Origin of the sequence: Psychromonas arctica DSM 14288 (genome assembly GCF_000482725.1) — a bacterium.
GTDB lineage: Bacteria > Pseudomonadota > Gammaproteobacteria > Enterobacterales > Psychromonadaceae > Psychromonas > Psychromonas arctica.
In genome coordinates, this window is sequence record NZ_AXWP01000008.1 from 309541 (window position 1) to 329867 (window position 20327).

The window sequence follows — 20327 nt, forward strand, 5'->3', positions numbered from 1 at the left end:
TAGGAGTCCTATTTATTATTTTCAGCTTGATACTTAGGGTGAATATAATCTTGGCTAACATCAACAATCATGACGTCTTGTATAAAGCTACGACCAATGAGTACTGCATAGTCCATGTGTTGACGGTCGGTTAAGGTAAATTCAGATTGCTGAGTAATATTACCAACACGTACATTAAGCTTGATCACTGGGCGGCGATCTTTTTCACCTGGTTCGCTAGATTGTAATATTTTTACGTAACGATCGATTTTTGCTTCAATGATTTTTGCTTCTGCATCTTTATCGTGTGCCATGTTAAAACGAACCCAATTTTTACCATCACGTTCAAAATGTTGAATATTCACTGCATTAATTGACGAGGTAGCGGCACCAGTATCTACACGTGCTCTGAAACTTCTCTTCGCTTTATTGATATATAGCCATTCGGTTTGACCCAATACCGTTTTATCTAGGTAAATATCGCGTTTACTCACTTTGCTAACAACAACATTGCTTCTTTTGGGAGTTGCTGCCGCAGCTTTTTGGATTGCTATTTGTTGTGCTAATTGTTGATTAAGTGTTTGCGCTTCTTTTTGTGTTTTTTCCAAATCAGTTTTCACGGCTTCTAATGAGCTTTTTTTTTGTTCAATATCTGCTTTGGAAGTCGCTAATTCAGTTTCTAACTCTGTAATTTTTGTCGCTTGTTCGGTGAGTGTTTGCTGAATTTTTTGTTCAGTTTCAGTGGTAGAAATAGAGATACATCCAACGGTCAAAAATAGTGAAGTAAGTGTTATAATGGCCGTTTTTTTTAAAAACATGCGATTTCCTTAGCGTTAGTTAAAAATCAAAAAAATATGGTATCAGTTTGCGCTATAAATAGCAGTGATAAATTGCTTATGAAGCCCTTTATCGTTTAGGTTTAAGTAGGTAATACATTCCTAAGCCAGTGTTTTTTGTGTACTCGGTGAATGACTAATATTACTTTTATTAACTCCTCAGATAGCGTGACAATATAAGCTTCTACTAAACTGAAATTATAATAAGTGACTGCAATAAAAGTCAGTGGAATACCAACACACCACATGCAAAATATATCCATAAATGTACTGTAATTGATATCGCCGCCACTGCGTAGTACGCCAATAATCCCAATAAAGTTCACTACCCGGATAAATAGCGCGCAAGCAAGTACTAACAATACCTGTGATGCACTTGCGTTAGCCGATGTAGAGAGTGTTGGAAATAACGATAATACCGGCTCTCTAAAATAGATGATCAGCGGTATAAATATAAATGCTAAAACCGGCACAAATAAAATAAATGTCCAAGCTTGTTGCCAAGCTCTATCGAATGCTTTTGCTCCTAGCTCATGACCAATCATGGTGCCACTAGCAATTGCTACACCAATAAATAAGGCGAATATCGTTTGTTCTATCGTGGACACCATACTCATTACAGCTAACTCTTGTACACCAATCATGGCAAAGATTAGGGTATAAACAAAAACGCCTAAAGCCCATCCGCTATCATGTAATATCATTGGAATCGCAAGTTTCAAGTAACGTTTGATGTCTAACAGCGATAAAGCAGTCTTTACCTCTGCTAAACTGGCTAAGATAAAAGGCCTTTTTTTAGCAATAAATACTATCAATAATAGCATTTGAATAGCGCGAGCTAAAAAAGTTCCCCAAGCACTGCCTTCTACTCCCATTGCTGGAAAACCAGCATGCCCAAATATTAAAATATAGTTAAAAAAAGCGTTCAGTGGCAGCACTAAAAAGCTAATATTCATGGCCGTTTTAGTATCGCCAGCAGAGCGTAGTGCGGTCTCTAATGGCAACACGACTGCGATAAACATAAAGCTGTAGGCTGTGATTTTTAAATATTGGTTAGCGAAAATAAGCAACACAGGATCATCACTGGCTAAACCTGTGACAGAGCTTGGCGAGAGTACATAAAATGCAACAAAAGGTAAGGTGACAACAAAACTAATTAATAAAGAGGTGATTAAACTACGACGTAAGCCTGAAAGCTCTTTCGCACCAAAATATTGAGCAGCAAGCACACCGCCTGCATGGCTGGCACCAACCATCATTAGCAAGTTAAAGAAAAATACTTTATTACCTAAACCGACGGCTGCAATTTCAGTTTCACCGAGTTGACTCACCATCAGGATATCGACTAACCCAAGAAATGAATAAAGCAGAGATTGTAGAGTGATAGGTAACGCTAAGGTCCACAGTTTTTTTTGAAAGCCTTTATCGCGAAACGTAAGAATTTTATTTTTCATAACACACCTTAATCAACTTCTGAGCGAGCAGTTTAGGAAATAGTTTTAGTTTTTGTGTAGCTGCTGATGATTAAACTGCTTGTCTTTTTTTTAAAATAAACGCTGATAATAAAGCAAAAAAACAAAAGATAAATAATGGTATTTGCCCTATTTGTTGATAAGGGGTTTGTCCATAGGCGGGTTGTACTGAACGTCTTAATACCGCGGCTGTATTTGATGGTAATCGACCTAACTCATCACCGACACTGTTATAAATTGCTGTTATACCATTATTCGTACTGCGTAATAGCGGTCGTCCGAACTCAATAGCACGCATTCTCGCTATCTCTAAATGTTGATCGGGGCCAATAGAGTGACCAAACCAAGCATCATTACTTAATGTGATAATCAACCCTGTTTGTTGATGAACATTCTTTCGTAATAATTCCGGAAAAGCAATTTCATAACATAGCGCTGGCGCTAAAGTTGTTTGATCAAATCTCAAGTTATTTTGTACTTGTTGGCCTCGATTAAAGCTCGACATTGGCAAGTTAAAATAAGGTGCAAGAGGGCGTAAAAGATCTTCAAAGGGAACAAATTCACCGATCGGTAATAAGTGATGTTTATTGTATCTATTGGGACTTATCGGGGAATAGCCTTGTCCTTCTGGCAGTTTTCCGAGCATGATAATGCTATTAAAATATTCATTTTTTCTAATATTATAATTAATAATACCCGTTAATAGTGTTTTACCTTGATTTGCTAATTCCTTTGATAAAGGTTGTAGGAAACGCTGCATATCAATTTCAAGGCCTGCAACTGCTGACTCTGGCCAAATGATTAACTCATTTTTATTGGTTTGTTGCTGGCTTTTTAAATTAGTTTGTTCGGCATCTGCTTTAGTTGTTTTATTAGCTTTAATTTTTGTTTCACTTTGAGCGTTGATAAGTGGCTCTGAAAAAGGTGGCACGCGAGGTTTTGACAAGTCTAAATATTTAAACAAAGAAGGATACAGTTGATCCGCTTTCCATTTTTCATTTTGGTCAATATTACCTTGTACTAATGCCACATTGATTGCTGGCTGTAATTTGGTGAAGGTAAGTTGTTGTAAGCCGTAACCGCTAGACACTAAAAATATAATCAATAGGAAAGATAGCTTTTGTACTGATTTAGATACGGGTTGTATTGATTTCGAGACTTGTTTAGATATCTTTTTAGATAGCGATTGTAATTGTTGAGAGACCAACAACGTTAATGCTGAGCAAATAAGAATAATAGCTAAGGTAACGCCTTGCACACCAAAAATCGGTGCAAATCCAACTAAGGGGGTGTCTGCATGACTGTAACCAAGGTAAGCCCAAGGCATACCTGTTAATACCCAGCCACGTAACCAGTCCGTGATTAACCATAAACTCGGTAAAATAAGCAGCAATCTGATCGCAGAAACTGATGGAGGGAGCTTAATTTTATAAGTTAACCATAGCGCGATGGTGGGAAACAAGGCCAAATAAGCACACAATACAACAATTAATAGGCCACTAACAATACTCGGCATTCCGCCAAAAAGATCCATGCTGACATAGATCCAGTGCATAGTGGCAACGAACATTGAGAGGTTAAAACTAAAGCAGATTAAGAATAGTTTTTTGTTGGGTAATTGCGTATGTTGCAGTAATAACAATAAACCAACAAACGAAGGGTACAAAACCCACCATTGTTGGAAAGGTGCAAAAGCAAAGACTTGTATCGCGCCTAACAACGCTGCAATCATTATTTTCCCGAACTGAGTAGAAGCGATTCTACTCAGTGATTTGCTTAAGCTTTTGTTCAATCTCTTTTAAGCTCTTTTTTTAGTTCTTTTGGAACACGTACTTGTAATTGTACTAAGCGACGATTGTCTGCATTTGTCACTTTAAACTTATGCTCATTAATGGCTATCTTTTCGCCACGGCTAGGTAAATGGCCTAGTTCATGCAAAATTAATCCACCAATTGTATCTTGGATTTCAATATTATAATCGGTTTCAAAGAACTCATTAAAATCAGCCAGTGTGGTGAGCGCACTTACTGTGTAAGTACGTTTGCCTATTTGACGAATTTCATCTTCTTCTTCGTAATCAAATTCATCTTCAATTTCACCGACAATCACTTCTAAAATATCTTCAATAGTGACCAATCCTGAAACACCGCCGTATTCATCGACAACGATTGCCATATGATAACGTTGGCTTCGGAATTCTTTTAAAAGGGTATCTAAGCGTTTACTTTCAGGAACCACAACGGCTTCTCTGAGAATGTCTTCTATTTTAAACTCATCAGGATCTGAGCTGAAGCCATATTGAATAAGATCTTTGGCTAATAACAAACCAACAACGTGGTCTTTATCTTCAGTGATCACAGGGAAGCGGGAGTGGGCAGAGTTGATGATCTCTGGTAATAATTCTTCAACTGGTTGATGTAAACCCAATGTCACCATTTGTGAACGTGGGATCATGATGTCTCGAACGCGCATCTTAGACACGTCGATCACACCTTTTATCATTTCTTTGGTTTTTTGATCGATAACTTGGCGCTGTTTAGCACTATCAATCACATCTAATAGCTCATCTTGACTTTTTGGCTCGCCTTGGAAAAGGTTGCCTATTTTATCGAGCAGACCTTCTTTAGGCTGCTCGTTGCTAGAATGGTAATCTTCCGACATTAATTTTATTTACTCTTTTTCGCTTAAATAAGGGTCACCGAAACCTAACTCAATCATGAGTTTAGTTTCAATGCTTTCCATTTCTTCTGCTTCATCATCATCAATATGGTCGTAACCTAATAAATGCAGCGTACCATGTATTAACATATGTGCCCAATGTGAGACCAACGTTTTCTGTTGCTCTGCTGCTTCTTTTTCAACCACCTGTTTACAGATTACTAGATCCCCTAATAAGGGTAAAGTGATCCCAGGCGGGTTTTGAAAAGGAAAAGATAAAACATTCGTTGGTTTATCTTTTTCTCTATATTGGTGGTTTAACTGCTGACTTTCTTCACTGTCTACAATACGCACCGTCAATTCAGCATCATCGCGTATTATATCACTAGCTGCAAGGATGGTGGCACTTATCCATTTTTCTAATTGTGCCAAGTCAGGCAATGCTTGTTGGTTTTCACTCGCAAGCTGTAAATCCACATAAAGTTCCATTACGCGTTTCTCGCTTCACTTTCTGCTATTTCTTTCTTTCTATCAAAGGCATCGTAAGCTTTAACAATACGTGCAACAACAGGATGTCGAACAACATCATCTGCTAAGAAAAAGTTAAAGCTGATACCTTCATCGACTTCACCTAATACTTCAATTGCATGGCGTAAACCAGATTTTTGATGGCGAGGTAAATCGATTTGTGTAATGTCACCGGTAATCACCGCAGTAGAATTAAAGCCAATACGTGTTAAGAACATTTTCATTTGTTCTGTTGTTGTATTTTGGCTTTCATCTAAAATAACAAATGCATCATTTAACGTGCGTCCGCGCATATAAGCCAGAGGTGCAATTTCAATAATGTTTTTCTCAATCAGTTTTTCAACTTTTTCGAAACCTAACATTTCAAATAATGCATCGTATAAAGGGCGCAAATAAGGATCTACTTTTTGTGATAAATCACCTGGTAGAAAACCTAGCTTTTCACCTGCTTCAACAGCTGGGCGGGTTAATAGAATACGACGAACTTCTTGGCGCTCTAACGCTTCTACGGCACAAGCTACGGCTAAGTAAGTTTTACCTGTTCCGGCAGGGCCGACACCAAAGGTAATATCATTACGAAGAATATTACTTACGTACTTAGTTTGGTTTTCACCACGCGGTTTAATAACACCGCGTTTAGTTTTAATGGTTAAACTCTTAAAACCAACCTCTTCTGATGCCGGCTTTACTTCTAGTAAACGGTGTTCACTGATTAAGTTTTGTAAGGCTAAATGTACATCTTCATCTGATAAACGAGGCGCTTTGCCTTTAATTGGTTGCGTCTCAATATATAAGTCATTCAATAAGTCACTGCAGGCTTGAGCGTAACGGTGCTCACCAACCACTTGAAAATGTGCATCTTTATAGATTACTTCAACACCTAAACGGCGTTCAATTTGCTTAATATTATCGTCAAATGAACCGCATAAAACCGCTAAACGGTCTTTGTCTGCGGGGATTAATTCAAGGTGTACTGTCGTTAATTTTGTGGTCAAATTGTAACGCCTTCTTTTGCTGAGCTAAAAGTGATAAAAATAAAGTTAAGCTGGTATAAAAGTTTCAACACCAAGCTTGTTCGCTTTTTTATTCACAATATCACTTGGTCGAATTGATTCTCGTAGATTCATTTCTGATTCTCCACGCACAAACTTACCACGAATTGAGTTGGTATGTACTTCAGTAATTTCAACATCAACAAAACCACCGATTGAGCGATGATCGCCTTCGAAGTTTACAATACGGTTGTTTTCGGTACGGCCGCATAATTCCATGATGTTTTTACGTGACGGACCTTCTACTAAAATACGTTGTATTGATCCTACCATACGGCGACCAATCAATTGAGAGTGCTGATGGATTCGATCTTGTAAGATAGCTAAACGCTTTTTCTTGGTGTCTAACGTAACATCATCTGGCATATCTGCCGCTGGTGTACCAGGACGTTGGCTATAAATAAAGCTGTAGCTAGTGTCAAAACCAATGTAGTTGATAAGATCCATGGTTTGTTGGAAGTCTTCATCGGTTTCATTTGGGAAACCAACGATGAAGTCTGAACTGATCGTTAAATTAGGACGCACTTCTTTTAATGCGGCAATCTTTTCTTTATATTGAGCAACCGTGTGGCCACGTTTCATTAAGTTTAAAATACGATCCGCGCCTGCTTGTACTGGCAGATGTAAAAAGTCCACCAATTCAGGAGTATCACGGTAAACATCAATGATTTCATCAGTAAAATCGATTGGATTACTGGTGGTATAACGTAAACGGTCAATACCATCAATTGAAGCAACATAACGCAATAATTCAGAAAAACTACATTCTTCACCATCGTGCATTGCACCAATGTAAGAATTTACGTTTTGGCCTAATAAATTGATTTCACGAACGCCTTGCTCTGCCAGTTGTGCAACTTCTAATAGGATATCGTCTAACGGGCGACTAACTTCTTCGCCACGTGTGTAAGGTACAACACAGAAAGTACAATATTTAGAACAACCTTCCATGATTGAAACAAATGCCGTTGCACCTTCTGCTTTAGGCTCTGGCATTGAATCAAACTTTTCAATTTCAGGAAAACTGACATCAACCACGTTACCTTTGTTTTCTTTTACATCTTGAATCATTTTTGGCAAACGGTGTAACGTTTGTGGGCCAAAAACAATATCTACATAAGGCGCTCGACGGCGGATCGCTTTACCTTCCTGTGAAGCAACACAACCTCCAACACCAATAATGATGCTAGGATTTTTTTCTTTTAGTTTTCTCCAACGACCAAGTTGGTGGAATACTTTTTCCTGCGCTTTCTCTCGAATAGAACAGGTATTGAGTAGGATCACGTCAGCATCTTCTGCTTCATCAACAGAAACATATCCGTTGCTCGCATTTAAAAGGTCCGCCATCTTAGATGAATCGTACTCATTCATCTGACAACCCCAGGTTTTAACGTGTAATTTCATGCTCATATTCACTGCCTACTATGCTGACTAATTAGTGTGTTTCTTAAAACGAGGTCGCATTTTACGCACATCAAGGCAATCATGCTACTTTTTGTTTGCATGCTTTTCATTCGTTTTTCTATTTCTCTTGATAACTCTCTGTATCTTGATTTTAAGCAATTAAAAAATCAGGTTAATTTTCCCAAGGGGCATTCTTTTACGTACAATAACCTATTAAATATCAATTCAAAAATTGAGGGTGTAATGGCAAACAGAGAAATTATTATTGTTGGCGGTGGAATGGTCGGTGCTTTATCTGCATTGCTACTGGCTAAACATGGCGATACATTACACCTTATTGAAAAGTCACCGGTGCTAATGCCTGAGCAAGGTGAGCCTTTTGACCTGCGTGTTTCAGCGTTTAGCGCTCAAAGTAAACACTTACTTGAACAAGCTGGAGTTTGGGATGATATACCGCTTGACCGCTTATGTGCTTATCAAGGTTTAGAAACATGGGAAAAGGGTAGCCAAAAATTAGCTTTTTCAAGCGATGATATTGGGGCTGAGCAATTAGGCTATATCGCAGAGAACCGTTGGATCCAAGCTGTACTGTGGCAGCGCCTTAAACAGTTAGCGAATGTTCACTTCTATGAACAGACAGAAGTCGTGAATATTACCCAGCATGTCGACACTGAAAATAAAAACAGCCAGCGCATAGTGACGGTGACGCTTGCAGATCAACAGACTATTCGAGCTGATTTATTGCTGGCCTGTGATGGTGGTAACTCAGGGGTACGTAAACACTTACAACTGCCTGTGACAAGTTGGGATTATCGCCAACATTGTTTATTGATTAATATAACCACCGATTCCGCGCAGCAAAGCGTGACTTGGCAAGAGTTTAGAGAAACAGGCCCTTGTGCTTTTTTGCCACTAGCAGGTAATAATGCAAGCTTAGTGTGGTATCACAGTCCACAGAAAATAAAGCTGCTACAAAGCTTAAATAATCAGCAGCTCAAACAAACTATTTTAGCGGAATTTCCTAAGCTTGAATTTGATTTTGAAGTCCATAATAAAGGTGGGTTTCCACTGACTAGACGCCATGCTAAAAAATATTATCAAGGCAGTGTGGTGTTGGTCGGGGATGCAGCTCATACTATTAATCCATTAGCAGGACAGGGCGTTAATTTAGGTTTCAAAGATGTGCAATGTCTTGTGGAACTGCTCACTCAATGTAGCGATTTATCGATTCCAGAAATATTAAAACGTTATCAATGCCAGCGTCGACCTGCCAACTTATTAATGCAAACAGGCATGGATGTGTTTTATAAAGTCAGTAAGTCCGATGACCCATTGATTCGTATCATAAGAAAAAGCTTTTTAGGCGTAGCCCAACAATCGGGACAAATTAAAAATAGAGTGATGCGTTATGCGATGGGTATTAATTAAGCAATATAAAAAAAGCCGCTAACTGTTAATAAAAGAGCAAAAGCGGCTTTTTTATTAACAGTTAGCGTATTTTGTCGCTAACTGTTCTTTCCAGAAATCGGTTGTTGTTCCTAGAAAGAGGTGCGGCGGTAACTACGGTATTTAGGTAGCCAGAAGTTATCTTGCAAGCGACGTTGCATGTTTTCTTCTGTTACAGGCAAAGCTAAATCATCTGCAATGGCTTGCTTTGCAACGGCGTAAGCTATTTTTTCACTGATCTCTCTAATCACTGCCAATGGTGGTAATAGTGCACCTGGTGCTTTGTCGTAATCCATTGAAGCATCAGCTAAGGCTTGGCTGGCCGCCATTAACATATTGTCACTGATCCCTCTTGCTCGTGAGGCTAATACTCCTAAACCAATACCTGGGAAAATATAGCTGTTATTACATTGCGATACTTCAAAAGATTGATCTTTAAATAGAGTATTAGGGAATGGACTGCCCGTTGCAATAATCGCTTTGCCATTACTCCAATTAGTAATATCTTGCGGTGTACCTTCAACGCGAGAAGTTGGGTTTGACAGCGGCAATACAATCGGATTTTCAGTATTCGCACATAAGCTTTCAATAATGCTTTGCGTAAATAAACCTGTTTGACCACTAACACCAAATAACACGGTTATCTTCGCTTGTTTAACCACTTGCTCTAACCCTAACGGTTGGCTGTGATCCCAGTTTTCGATATCAGCTGCCTTTTGTACTAAAGACGTTTGGAAACTTTGTAAATCAGTCATGTTATCCGTTAATAAACCATAACGATCAACCATAAATACACGCTTACGAGCTTGCTCTTCAGTCAAACCTTCACGTTGCATTTGTCTAATAATATGCTCTGCTATACCACAACCTGCAGAGCCAGCGCCTAAAAATGCAATATTTTGTTGGCTAAGCTTTTGCTTTTTATTTAAACAAGCCGCTATCAGCGTACCTACGGATACGGCTGCAGTGCCTTGAATATCATCATTGAAACAACACAGTTGATCGCGGTATTTGTTTAATAATGGTGTTGCATTGGTTTGTGCAAAATCTTCAAATTGTAATAACACTTCTGGCCAACGACGTTTCACCGCTTGAATAAATAAATCTACAAATTCATTGTACTCTTCGCCTGTGATGCGAGGGTTACGCCACCCCATGTACATTGGGTCATTAATTAGTTGGCTATTATTAGTACCTACATCTAATAAAATAGGTAAGCAATGCGCCGGGCTAATCCCACCACAAGCTGTGTATAAAGCAAGTTTACCAATTGGGATCCCCATGCCCCCGATGCCTTGATCGCCTAAACCTAAAATGCGTTCGCCATCGGTCACTACAATCACTTTTACATTTTGTTTAGTGGCATTCTGTAACATATCATCAATTTTATGACGTTCAGGGTAAGAGATGAATAGACCACGTTTACGACGGTATATTTTAGAAAACTTCTCACAAGCTTGTCCCACCGTTGGTGTATAAATCAACGGCATTACTTCTTCGATATGTTGCTCGATGAGGTGATGAAATAAAGTTTCATTTGTATCTTGGATGTTTCGTAGATAGATATGTTTATCAAGATCGCTTTTAAATGAAGACAGTTGCTGATATGCACGAAATGATTGCTCTTCAATCGTTTCAATCGTATGAGGTAATAAACCTGTTAAATTAAAATTATCGCGTTCATCGGAGGAGAAAGCACTGCCTTTATTTAATAGTGGGGTTTCTAATAGTGCAGGCCCTGCAAAGGGAATATATAAAGGACGTTTGAGTGGCATAATAAAATCTTCTTAGTGAATAAAAGTATGTCTTAATACATACCGATAATTAATTGTATAGGAATTCAACGAAGATCGGCTTAAAGATGTTAAATTTTTGTTAACGAGCTGGGATCTGTTGTTCTTTGTGCTTAACTTTTGTTGTACAAAATAGTATCAAAAGATCAACGTGCCTAAAACAAAAACGTTCAAATAATATCCGAATTAGCACCTAGTTCAGCCCCTGTTGACCTTTTTTAAAGTAATTCTTCAGGTAATCGATTAATAACCGCAATTTTTTAGATTCAGCGGCGCCCGGTGGGAACACTGCATATACTTCAATATCATTAAATTGATACTCAGAGAGTAACTGAATTAGGCGTCCAGACTTTATTTTAGGCAGTGCATCATAACTTGGAATGCGTCCTAAACCATGACCTCCTTCAACAAAGGCCGTGCGTGCTGCGGCATTATTGGTACTGATATTTCCTTTTAATTTGACGCTGTAGGAGCGGCTGCCTTTTTTCAGCTCTAACGTAGTAGGCGCCAGTTTATAAAGGATCCATTGATGTGCCGTTAATTGAGCAGGAGTTGTTGGGCGGCCATATTTTTGTAAATATTCAGGCGCAGCGCACAAGCAGGTATTCAACGTTGATAGTTTAGTCGCCTGTAAACCAGAGTCAGCTAATTCTGCACCACGGATTGCAATATCAAAACCTTCTTTGATAATATTTACTACTTCATCGCTAAGGTTTACATCTAGTTGAATATTAGGATAAAGCTTCGCAAAAGCGTTCAAGGCGGGCACGATGGCATGTAATCCAACATTCATAGGGCAGGTTATTTTAATTAACCCCGTTGGGTTGTTCTTTAAGTTCTCTATCTGCTGGTTTGCTGCTAAAGCTTGTTCGACAATCACTTTACAACGTTGGTAATATTCGCTGCCAGCTTCCGTTAATGCAATGCTTCGAGTTGAGCGATTGAGCAGTTTAATACCTAATTGGCTTTCTAGTTTTTTAATATGGTAGCTAACCACGGCGCGTGACAATCCAATATGTTTTGCAGCTGCACTCAAACTACCTTGTTCAATAACTTGGGCAAACACCACCATGCTTTTTAATTGTTCAAATGACAGTTCCACTGTGACCTCTTTTTGTCGTTTATTGATGTTGGTTAGAGCTGTGTATTAACCTCCACTTAAATTTCAATCTAATAGACAGATAGTAAAAAAGGGGGGGGTCTTTCGTCGATGACCCAATATTACTTATTCACAAGCAAAATCCCTCTAGTGCATGTTCATCTGATTTTTAATTGTATCAACTATTGAAACAATGTTGTTGATAAAGTATGCATTGTTCAATTTTGTATAAGGTTTATACTTTCTCAATCAGCTAATAACTAGCTATTAAACACTCTCTCAACATTAAGGGCATTATCATGAGTAAGAAAATATTAATGGTTCTAACATCACATGACAAACTAGGCGATACAGGTAATAAAACAGGCTTTTGGGTTGAAGAGTTTGCTGCCCCTTATTACGTTTTTAAAGATGCTGGACTAGATATTACATTAGCATCACCGTTAGGCGGACAACCACCAATCGATCCATCAAGTGAAATGGATGATTTTGTTACCGAAGCTACTAAACGTTTTGACGAAGACGCTGAAACAAAACAACAACTAGCCAATACAGTAGCATTATCATCAGTGAATGAAGCTGATTACGATGCAATATTCTATCCTGGTGGTCATGGCCCATTATGGGATTTAGCTACTGATGCTAAATCAATTAAATTGATTGAAGATTTTTTAGCCGCTAATAAGCCTGTTGGCGCGGTATGTCATGCAAGTGCAGTGCTATTAGACGTTAAAGACAGTGCCGGTGAGTTTGCAGTTAACGGTAAAGCAGTTTCTGGTTTTACTAATAGTGAAGAAGCAGCAGTTCAATTAACTGATATTGTGCCATTTTTAGTGGAAGATGAACTGATTAAACGCGGTGCAGATTACCAAAAAGTAGATGACTGGAATGCTTTTGCAGTACAAGATGGTCTGATTATTTCAGGGCAAAACCCAGCAAGTTCTGAGCTGGTAGCTAAAAAATTGTTAGCACATCTGAATGCTTAATGATTAAAAATTAAGTTACCGTTATTTTAAGAACCTTTATTTACATAAAAAGTTTACATAAAAAGGTTACATAAAAAGTTTTCATAAAAAATTGGCATATTAAAATTGCCATATTAAAAAACCGCAATGAATGACCTTTATTGCGGTTTTTTTCGTTACAAGCAATGAATTCTTAATGGCTGCTAGTTATTGTCACTGCTCACATTAACACTTAACTCGCCGCTTTCATCATCACTAACAAAGAAGTTAATGGGTTGGCAGCAGACTTGGCAATCTTCGATATATTCTTGATCGATATCAGAGGGGTCAAGTAGTATGGTGATGGTTTCACCACAATAGGGACAGTTGATCTCTTCTTCTTGTAGAAATGCCATGTTGTATCCTTTTCTTTATGTCAATTTTACTTAATAGCAATTCCGGCGACACTACTTTCTTTTATCAGAAAAGAAAGTAGGCAAAGAAACTGACACCGTGTCACTTTCTGATCCAAGTCATCAATTGCTTTTCTAACGCACCAGTTCAAATGGCGCATTTATGTGCCAAATGAACGTAATTCTAACATCCTGTTTGGCTTTGCTAAAAGGAATTAATGACTCGGGAAAGCTCAACGGTGGACGTTGTAGCTGCATTGGGTAATGTTTTGTTTATAGCATTTTATATTTTTATTTTGAAACCCACTTATTACATGGAAAGTGATTGTTCGGATTTATTCCTTCTTTTTGGATCGTACCGCCTTTATCACTATTATTAATCGTTATTTAGCTTTTGTGGTGACAGGTCTTTTTTGTACCATATTGGTTGAGAAAAAGATGATAAGGCATTAATGTTCCTTTCAAAAATAAAAAACTTTTACATGCAAGGAGTGCATAGCCGATGAATATTGGAATCTACATATACGATAATGCAGAGGTGCTTGATTTCTCTGGCCCATTTGAGGTGTTAAGTACCGCTAAACGTTTGTCTGGGCATGATTGGAATATCTTCCTGATTGCCGAAAAGCCGGCACTTGTGCAGGCGCGAGGTGGGCGCCCTATTCAACCACACTTTTGTTTTGATGCGCATCCCGATATCGATGTGCTAATAATTGTTGGTGGTGTGCATACAGAGGAAGTTAAAAAAACAAATGTGATCACTTGGATAGCTGATATCGCGGCCAAATCTGAAAGGGTGCTATCAGTGTGTACTGGTGCGTTTATTTTGGCTGAAGCGGGGTTGTTAGATGGCTTAACAGTAACTACGCACTGGCAAGATATTGATGATCTTAAGGCGGGTTATCCGAAGTTAAAGGTAATAGACAATCAACGTTGGGTTTCTCAAGGCAAATATATTACATCGGGAGGTATTTCGGCTGGAATAGATATGAGTTTGCACTTAGTATCCGAGTTAACAACATCCTCATTGGCAGAAAAAACAGCAAGGCAAATGGAATATCATTGGCAAAAACACACATACTCTTGAATGTCATATGCTACTCGAATATTTTTGATGTGGGTATAAATAGCTTTTATTACTTTAATTCAAGCCTTAAAAAATATACGCGACATAGAATAAATGATATTGATGTCAGCCTATATAATATTTCAACAACAGGTATTAATAAATGGACATCGCAAACTATCTACCCGAACTGCTTTCTGTCACTGTGATTGCTATTTTTATGGCGATTAGCCCAGGTGCTGACTTTGTGGTGATCACGCGTAATAGTATGTTCCATGGCAGGCAGAGTGGTTTGTACTCTGCCCTAGGCATAGGCTTAGCGATTTGGATCCATGTTGCTTACTCGATTGCAGGGTTGGCGATTATTATTTCAAAATCAATCATTTTATTCTCATTGATCAAGTATTTAGGCGCGGCTTATCTTATTTATATTGGTTATAAAACCTTCACTTCCAAAGGTAACTTGAGCGCAGAAGGACAAACGGTTGAGCCTAAGTTATCGCGTCTAGGCGCAGTCAAACTGGGTTTTATTACTAATGCATTAAACCCTAAAACGACACTATTTTTCTTGAGTTTATTCACGCAAGTGGTTAATCCAACAACACCCGTTTGGGTGCAGCTGTTATATGGATTAATCATCTGCTTAGCACATATTTTATGGTTTACTGTGGTGTCGTTATTTTTTAGCCATCCTGCGCTGGTGAAAAAATTTAATACACACAAGAAAAAAATTGAAAAATTAGTAGGTAGTGTCTTAATTGGTTTTGGTATAAAAGTGGCAGTAGCCAGTAGCCAGTAGCCAGTAGCCTTTATAAAAATAAACCTTTTATACAAATATACAGATAAAAAAAGGGCATGAGGACGACCTCATCTCTCAACATAAACTGGGGACGGCCCCAATAATGAGAGGTGAACATGAGTTGGTTTTTATTAGTGCTAGCAGGTTTGTTTGAAATTAGCTGGGCAGTTGGGTTGAAGTACACAGAAGGTTTTACAAAGTTATGGCCAAGCCTTTGGACGGTCTCTTCGTTAATTATAAGCTTCACTTTATTGGGACTTGCCGTTAGAACCTTACCCGTCGGTACTGCTTATGGAGTGTGGGTTGGTATTGGTGCTGTGGGAACTGCTATTTTAGGTGTTGTATTATTTGGGGAGTCAGCTTCATTATTGAAATTTATCAGCCTTGCTTTTATTTGTATTGGTATTGTTGGCCTTAAAATAGCGCAAAGTTAGGGCGAAGTTAATGTTTTTGCATCGAGCTTTTACTGTTCATTATTGTACGGGGCATAAGGTTGCAATCTATACTTTTGTTGTGGGCAACCTTTGAAAGTGAGCAAACAAGTATTTGTTAAAATTGATAGTACGGCAGTGTTAGATTTTGCCATCACTTGCAAAGCCTCGGGTGTTACCCATTTTCAATTATTAAATACTAGCGCTGAATATGCTGAATGTTGAATGCTAAAACCACTAAGATACTTTTTTTGTTAAGGCGTGTATTAATAAAAGTTGTTTTGATAAGGCTTTTATAAAGATTAGATAAAGTTAAGGGCAAATAAAAAAGCAGATAAAATTCACTTATTTTATCTGCCAAGGTTGGGAGTAGGTTTAAGCGATATAAAATTAAAGCTCAGTAACAAAATTCATGTATTGCTCAATGTCGCCTATAACAGCTTGGTGCATTAACTTACCCGTTTCTAATACGTAAGGCTGATTGAAGTGGATATCCCACAGATCAGATTCTTTACGCCAATGCTCATAAACCGCTAGCGTATCGTCTTGACCCTCAATGGTGTACAAATCAAAAAGGATATTGCCTTCTTCTTGGCTGCGAGTTTGCGTTATATGATGTTCAAATTGAGTGAGTAATCGCGCTCTATACTGCGGTTTTATTTTGAAAATAAAGAAAATAATACAAAGCTCGTCCTGTGCATGGGAATATTTAGGATTTTTCTCATATAGCGGTGCAGGCGTTGTTTCGTTTAAAGGCATCACTTCAGGTGCGCGATTACACATCATGGCTAATGCTTCAAGTAGTTGCTTGGTATAATCCTGTGCAGAATGGTGATCAACTGCTGCTTGGTTTTCAAAACGTTCGTAGGCAAAAAAGAGATTAGGGGTTTTTTTATCTTGATATAAACGCATTTCAAGTAAACCAGCTTCATTTTTTGAGCCTTGTTTATCATTCTCAAGTAACACTTTAAATTGTTCAATGTATTCAGTTTTAATATCAAACTTAACTATTTGTATAAGCATTGTGCATTCCTCTTCGCTGTAATATGTTGCGAATTATGCGCACTAGTAATGAATAGAGGAAGAGAGTAAACATCCAATTAATATGGAATATATTATCCATAATCATGATGCTTCTATGTCGAGGTCATTAAAATTATATTTCATAAGTGATAATCAATATCAATAAGGTTGTTTTATCTCTTTCTTTAGATGATAATAAGTATCACTTAAAAACTGGTTAATACTCAAGGAAGGCAAGTTATGTTTAACTGGAAATATTTAACGAACAAAGTTACTGCTGCTGTTTTAAGATATGCGCGTGTTAAATCATCAGTAATAGTTCAGGCTGATACTGCTGTAAACCATAAAGAAATAGAGGTGGTGGCGTTAAAAAAGCCTAATAATGTTAGTCAATATACTGATAAAAATGCCATCTCGTCAAATCAACGCGCATTAATACAGTTAAATCTATGTGATGTTATTAGTCCTGATATTGAAACGGCTAATGAAGTGATTACGGCCGCTACCGATGAGTTTTTACATCAGGCGAATGTTTATAATGCTTCTGGAGAACTGGTTTTGGCTAACATTCAATATAAAAAAGCGATTGTCTTGTTACAAACGGTCCTGAGCAGCCACGATGTTAGTGAAAAATATTACGCACAGTTAATGCGTACTATTGGTCGCATTCGCTGTGAATGGGAGCTCTTTAACCATAATACTCAAACATAGGTTACAACTGAGTTATTACTCGTTTCAGGAGTGACAAAATTTATGTAATCTCTAGTAAAAAAGAGGGCGGTATGACGATGATTATCTGTTTTTTTGATGCTTCCTTTATTGCAGGGAATAGGCGTGTATTTTGGCCATTAATGCCGAATAATGATCAATGCTGTAAATAGTTGATCATAGTTATTGAGCAATTGTTATAATCCATGAATATTTGCACTCTTGATCTTTAATATGCATAAATCAACAAACCTTAGGGTGAACAGGTTTTAGATATATAAACGAAGATCTAGCGGTTCAATATCAATACTTTAATATTAATCATTAGTAATGGATGACATAGTGAATAAGACTCTCAGCAATTTAATAACCTTAGCAACATTAATAGCAACGCCTGTTTTCGCTGCATCGCAGGAAAAATTAACCGTCTATACATACAGTTCGTTTGCTTCAGACTGGGGGCCAGGACCAAAAATAGAAGCCGAATTTGAAAAATTCTGTGCATGCGACCTAGAGTTTATTGCGTTAGATGATGGTGTGTCAGTATTAAATCGCTTGCGTTTAGAAGGTAATAATAGCGAAGCTGATATTCTATTAGGACTTGATAATAATTTAATGGCCAGCGCTAAAAAAACAGGGCTATTGAGTGAACATAATATTGATTTAAGTACGATTAAGATGTCCACTGATTGGCAAGATAAAACCTTTGTGCCTTTTGATTATGGTTATTTTGCATTTGTTTATAACAGTGAAAAATTAACTAACCCACCTAAGAGTTTAAAAGAATTGGTCGAACAACGTGACGACTTAAAAATCATCTATCAAGATCCTCGCACTTCAACTCCAGGGTTAGGCCTGATGCTTTGGATGAAATCTGTTTATGGTGACGAAGTCAATCAAGCTTGGAAGCAACTTGCTAAAAAAACGGTAACTGTAACCAAAGGTTGGTCTGAATCCTATAGCATGTTTCTAAAAGGAGAAGCCGATATGGTGTTGTCTTATACAACCTCTCCTGCTTATCATATGATTGCTGAAGGCAAAAATCAGTTCCAAGCTGCGAGTTTCACCGAAGGTCATTACACTCAAACTGAAGTGGCGGCTGTGGTTAAAAGCAGCAAACATAAAAAATTGGCAAATGAATTCATGAGCTTTATCCTGAGTGATGCTTTTCAATCTAAAATCGCAACTGGTAATTGGATGTATCCGGTTACCGATGTGGCATTGCCAGAAGAGTTTAATCAACTCGTCTCACCGACTAAGTCATTGTCATTCTCAAGTGATGAAGTGGCAGCAAAACGCAAAGCATGGACAAAAGAGTGGTTGATCTCATTAACAGATTAATCACTTAATGCCACTTATTAACCCATTAACGGTATTTGTCAGATTACTTAAACCTGTTCAAATTCCCGGACTTTTACTGTCCATTGGCATCTTTTTGTTTGTGCTAATGGCAGTCAATGCACTGTTTGCTTATTCTCCGGTTTTAGAGGTAACGGCTATTTGGTCTGATCCTTATTATCGGCACATTACAACATTTAGCTTTTATCAAGCTGCATTATCCACCCTATTAAGTGTTTTATTCGCGATCCCCATTAGCCATGCTTTGTTTAGGCGAGAGTTTAGGGGCAAAGCTTTATTACTCAAGTTATTTGCAACAACCTTAGTCTTACCGGTGCTGGTGGCTGTCTTTGGGTTGTTAGCTATTTATGGTAATAGTGGTGTGTTAGCGGGTATTTTTGAATATTTTGATAGCATATTACCTTTCTCAATTTTTGGATTAAATGGCATTTTATTGGCCCATGTTTTTTTTAATCTGCCCTTTGCTTGTCGTCTATTTCTACAGGCATTAAATGCTATTCCAGATAAACAGCACCAATTAGCTACGCATTTAGGAATGAAGCATTGGAATAAATTTCGATTTGTTGAATGGCCACAGATTGTTGCTCAATTGCCACATGCCGCAGGGCTTATCTTTATGCTTTGTTTTAGCAGCTTTGCAACGGTAATGGCATTGGGTGGCGGGCCTAAATCAACCACTATAGAGCTGGCTATCTACCAAGCAATTAAATTTGATTTTGATTTGCAGACGGGGGCTTTACTTGCATTATGGCAAATTTGTATATGCGCAGTTTTAGCTGTTTTTATTCAAAAATTATCGCATTCATCATCCTTAACAGCCAATTATCAAGGGCCTAAAAATACCTTTTATCATGATTCATGGATTGCTAAATGTTGGGATTTTAGTTGGATTATTGTGATTTCCCTATTGGTAATTCCACCGTTGTTAATGGTGGTTATATCAGGGGTAAATACTCAGTTTTTTGTTGTCTTAACCGATATTAAATTTTGGTTGGCCTTTAAAAACTCATTGCTCATTGCTTTTTTTGCAGCTCTTATTGCTGTGAGTTGTGCTTTTTTTATTTTGTTAGCGAGTCGGCAGTGGCGATTGATTGGACTTAATGGGTATGCTGATAAAATTGAAATGTTAGCCACCATTATATTAGTCACCCCTGGTTTAGTGATTAGCACTGGGTTGTTTTTACTGTTAAGAGAAATCGGACATTTTTCTTCCCTAGCCCTATATATACCCGTGATCAATGAAGATGCTTGATTTTTAGCTTAATGAGGATCATGCTACCTCAATGCAAAAAATAAACCTCACTTCTGACCAAAAGC

The 20327-nt window shown here is 38.0% G+C and carries 19 protein-coding genes; 8 read left to right on the forward strand and 11 right to left on the reverse strand.

The window, feature by feature from the left end; translation table 11 throughout:
- Window positions 1-8: 8 nt before the first annotated feature.
- From H592_RS0103380 to miaB, 7 genes are all read right to left on the reverse strand, one after another.
- The gene (locus H592_RS0103380; RefSeq protein ID WP_051368939.1) at window positions 9-797 is read right to left on the reverse strand and encodes an ATP-dependent zinc protease family protein; all 789 of its coding nucleotides are present in this window, start codon (window positions 795-797) and stop codon (window positions 9-11) included.
- 101 nt (window positions 798-898) lie between these two features.
- Complete coding sequence (locus H592_RS0103385; protein ID WP_028867520.1) at window positions 899-2269, reverse strand: MATE family efflux transporter; 1371 nt, start codon at window positions 2267-2269, stop codon at window positions 899-901.
- A gap of 70 nt (window positions 2270-2339) precedes the next feature.
- Entirely contained in the window at window positions 2340-4019 is a 1680-nt protein-coding gene (lnt, locus tag H592_RS0103390) for an apolipoprotein N-acyltransferase (protein WP_051368942.1), read from the reverse strand.
- Between the two features lie 56 nt (window positions 4020-4075).
- Window positions 4076-4948, reverse strand: coding sequence for a CNNM family magnesium/cobalt transport protein CorC (gene corC, locus H592_RS0103395; protein ID WP_028867522.1), 873 nt, complete (start codon window positions 4946-4948; stop codon window positions 4076-4078).
- Between the two features lie 9 nt (window positions 4949-4957).
- Complete coding sequence (ybeY, locus tag H592_RS0103400; protein WP_028867523.1) at window positions 4958-5434, reverse strand: rRNA maturation RNase YbeY; 477 nt, start codon at window positions 5432-5434, stop codon at window positions 4958-4960.
- Window positions 5434-6468 (reverse strand): PhoH family protein, encoded by a 1035-nt coding sequence (locus H592_RS21425; RefSeq protein WP_037070806.1) that lies wholly within the window; start codon window positions 6466-6468, stop codon window positions 5434-5436. Before H592_RS21425 ends, ybeY begins: the two co-directional genes overlap by 1 nt.
- Before the next feature lie 45 nt (window positions 6469-6513).
- A complete protein-coding gene (gene miaB, locus H592_RS0103410) occupies window positions 6514-7935 on the reverse strand; it encodes a tRNA (N6-isopentenyl adenosine(37)-C2)-methylthiotransferase MiaB (RefSeq protein WP_028867524.1) in 1422 nt (473 codons plus the stop codon).
- A gap of 237 nt (window positions 7936-8172) precedes the next feature.
- On the opposite strand from miaB, the gene H592_RS0103415 reads away from it, so the two are divergent.
- Window positions 8173-9357 (forward strand): FAD-dependent monooxygenase, encoded by a 1185-nt coding sequence (locus tag H592_RS0103415; RefSeq protein ID WP_028867525.1) that lies wholly within the window; start codon window positions 8173-8175, stop codon window positions 9355-9357.
- Between the two features lie 110 nt (window positions 9358-9467).
- On the opposite strand, the gene H592_RS0103420 is transcribed toward H592_RS0103415, so the two are convergent.
- Window positions 9468-11150 carry an NAD-dependent malic enzyme gene (locus H592_RS0103420; protein WP_028867526.1) on the reverse strand — a complete coding sequence of 561 codons (1683 nt, stop codon included), beginning with the start codon at window positions 11148-11150 and terminating at the stop codon, window positions 9468-9470.
- 211 nt (window positions 11151-11361) lie between these two features.
- Window positions 11362-12270, reverse strand: a complete 909-nt coding sequence (locus H592_RS0103425) for a LysR family transcriptional regulator (protein WP_028867527.1) — start codon at window positions 12268-12270, stop codon at window positions 11362-11364.
- Between the two features lie 296 nt (window positions 12271-12566).
- On the opposite strand from H592_RS0103425, the gene H592_RS0103430 reads away from it, so the two are divergent.
- Window positions 12567-13253 (forward strand): type 1 glutamine amidotransferase domain-containing protein, encoded by a 687-nt coding sequence (locus H592_RS0103430; protein WP_037070807.1) that lies wholly within the window; start codon window positions 12567-12569, stop codon window positions 13251-13253.
- A 182-nt stretch (window positions 13254-13435) separates the two neighbouring features.
- Here H592_RS0103430 and H592_RS0103435 read toward each other — a convergent pair whose 3' ends face one another.
- Window positions 13436-13627 (reverse strand): CPXCG motif-containing cysteine-rich protein, encoded by a 192-nt coding sequence (locus tag H592_RS0103435; protein ID WP_028867529.1) that lies wholly within the window; start codon window positions 13625-13627, stop codon window positions 13436-13438.
- Between the two features lie 499 nt (window positions 13628-14126).
- On the opposite strand from H592_RS0103435, the gene H592_RS0103440 reads away from it, so the two are divergent.
- From H592_RS0103440 to sugE, 3 genes are all read left to right on the forward strand, one after another.
- Window positions 14127-14711: a DJ-1/PfpI family protein gene (locus H592_RS0103440; RefSeq protein WP_028867530.1), complete on the forward strand. Its 585-nt coding sequence runs from the start codon at window positions 14127-14129 to the stop codon at window positions 14709-14711.
- Between the two features lie 142 nt (window positions 14712-14853).
- The gene (locus H592_RS0103445) at window positions 14854-15489 is read left to right on the forward strand and encodes a LysE family transporter (protein ID WP_028867531.1); all 636 of its coding nucleotides are present in this window, start codon (window positions 14854-14856) and stop codon (window positions 15487-15489) included.
- 116 nt (window positions 15490-15605) lie between these two features.
- Window positions 15606-15923 (forward strand): quaternary ammonium compound efflux SMR transporter SugE, encoded by a 318-nt coding sequence (gene sugE, locus H592_RS0103450; RefSeq protein ID WP_028867532.1) that lies wholly within the window; start codon window positions 15606-15608, stop codon window positions 15921-15923.
- Window positions 15924-16310: 387 nt separating this feature from the next.
- Here sugE and H592_RS0103460 read toward each other — a convergent pair whose 3' ends face one another.
- Window positions 16311-16943, reverse strand: a complete 633-nt coding sequence (locus H592_RS0103460; protein ID WP_028867533.1) for a putative quinol monooxygenase — start codon at window positions 16941-16943, stop codon at window positions 16311-16313.
- A gap of 240 nt (window positions 16944-17183) precedes the next feature.
- Between H592_RS0103460 and H592_RS0103465 the strand changes: the two genes are divergently transcribed.
- The 3 genes from H592_RS0103465 to H592_RS21430 all read left to right on the forward strand — a co-directional run bounded on the left by H592_RS0103465 (window position 17184) and on the right by H592_RS21430 (window position 20262).
- Window positions 17184-17654, forward strand: coding sequence for a hypothetical protein (locus tag H592_RS0103465; RefSeq protein WP_028867534.1), 471 nt, complete (start codon window positions 17184-17186; stop codon window positions 17652-17654).
- A 339-nt stretch (window positions 17655-17993) separates the two neighbouring features.
- The gene (gene thiB, locus H592_RS0103470; RefSeq protein ID WP_028867535.1) at window positions 17994-18992 is read left to right on the forward strand and encodes a thiamine ABC transporter substrate binding subunit; all 999 of its coding nucleotides are present in this window, start codon (window positions 17994-17996) and stop codon (window positions 18990-18992) included.
- 7 nt (window positions 18993-18999) lie between these two features.
- Entirely contained in the window at window positions 19000-20262 is a 1263-nt protein-coding gene (locus H592_RS21430; RefSeq protein WP_051368944.1) for a thiamine/thiamine pyrophosphate ABC transporter permease ThiP, read from the forward strand.
- Window positions 20263-20327 lie beyond the last annotated feature (65 nt).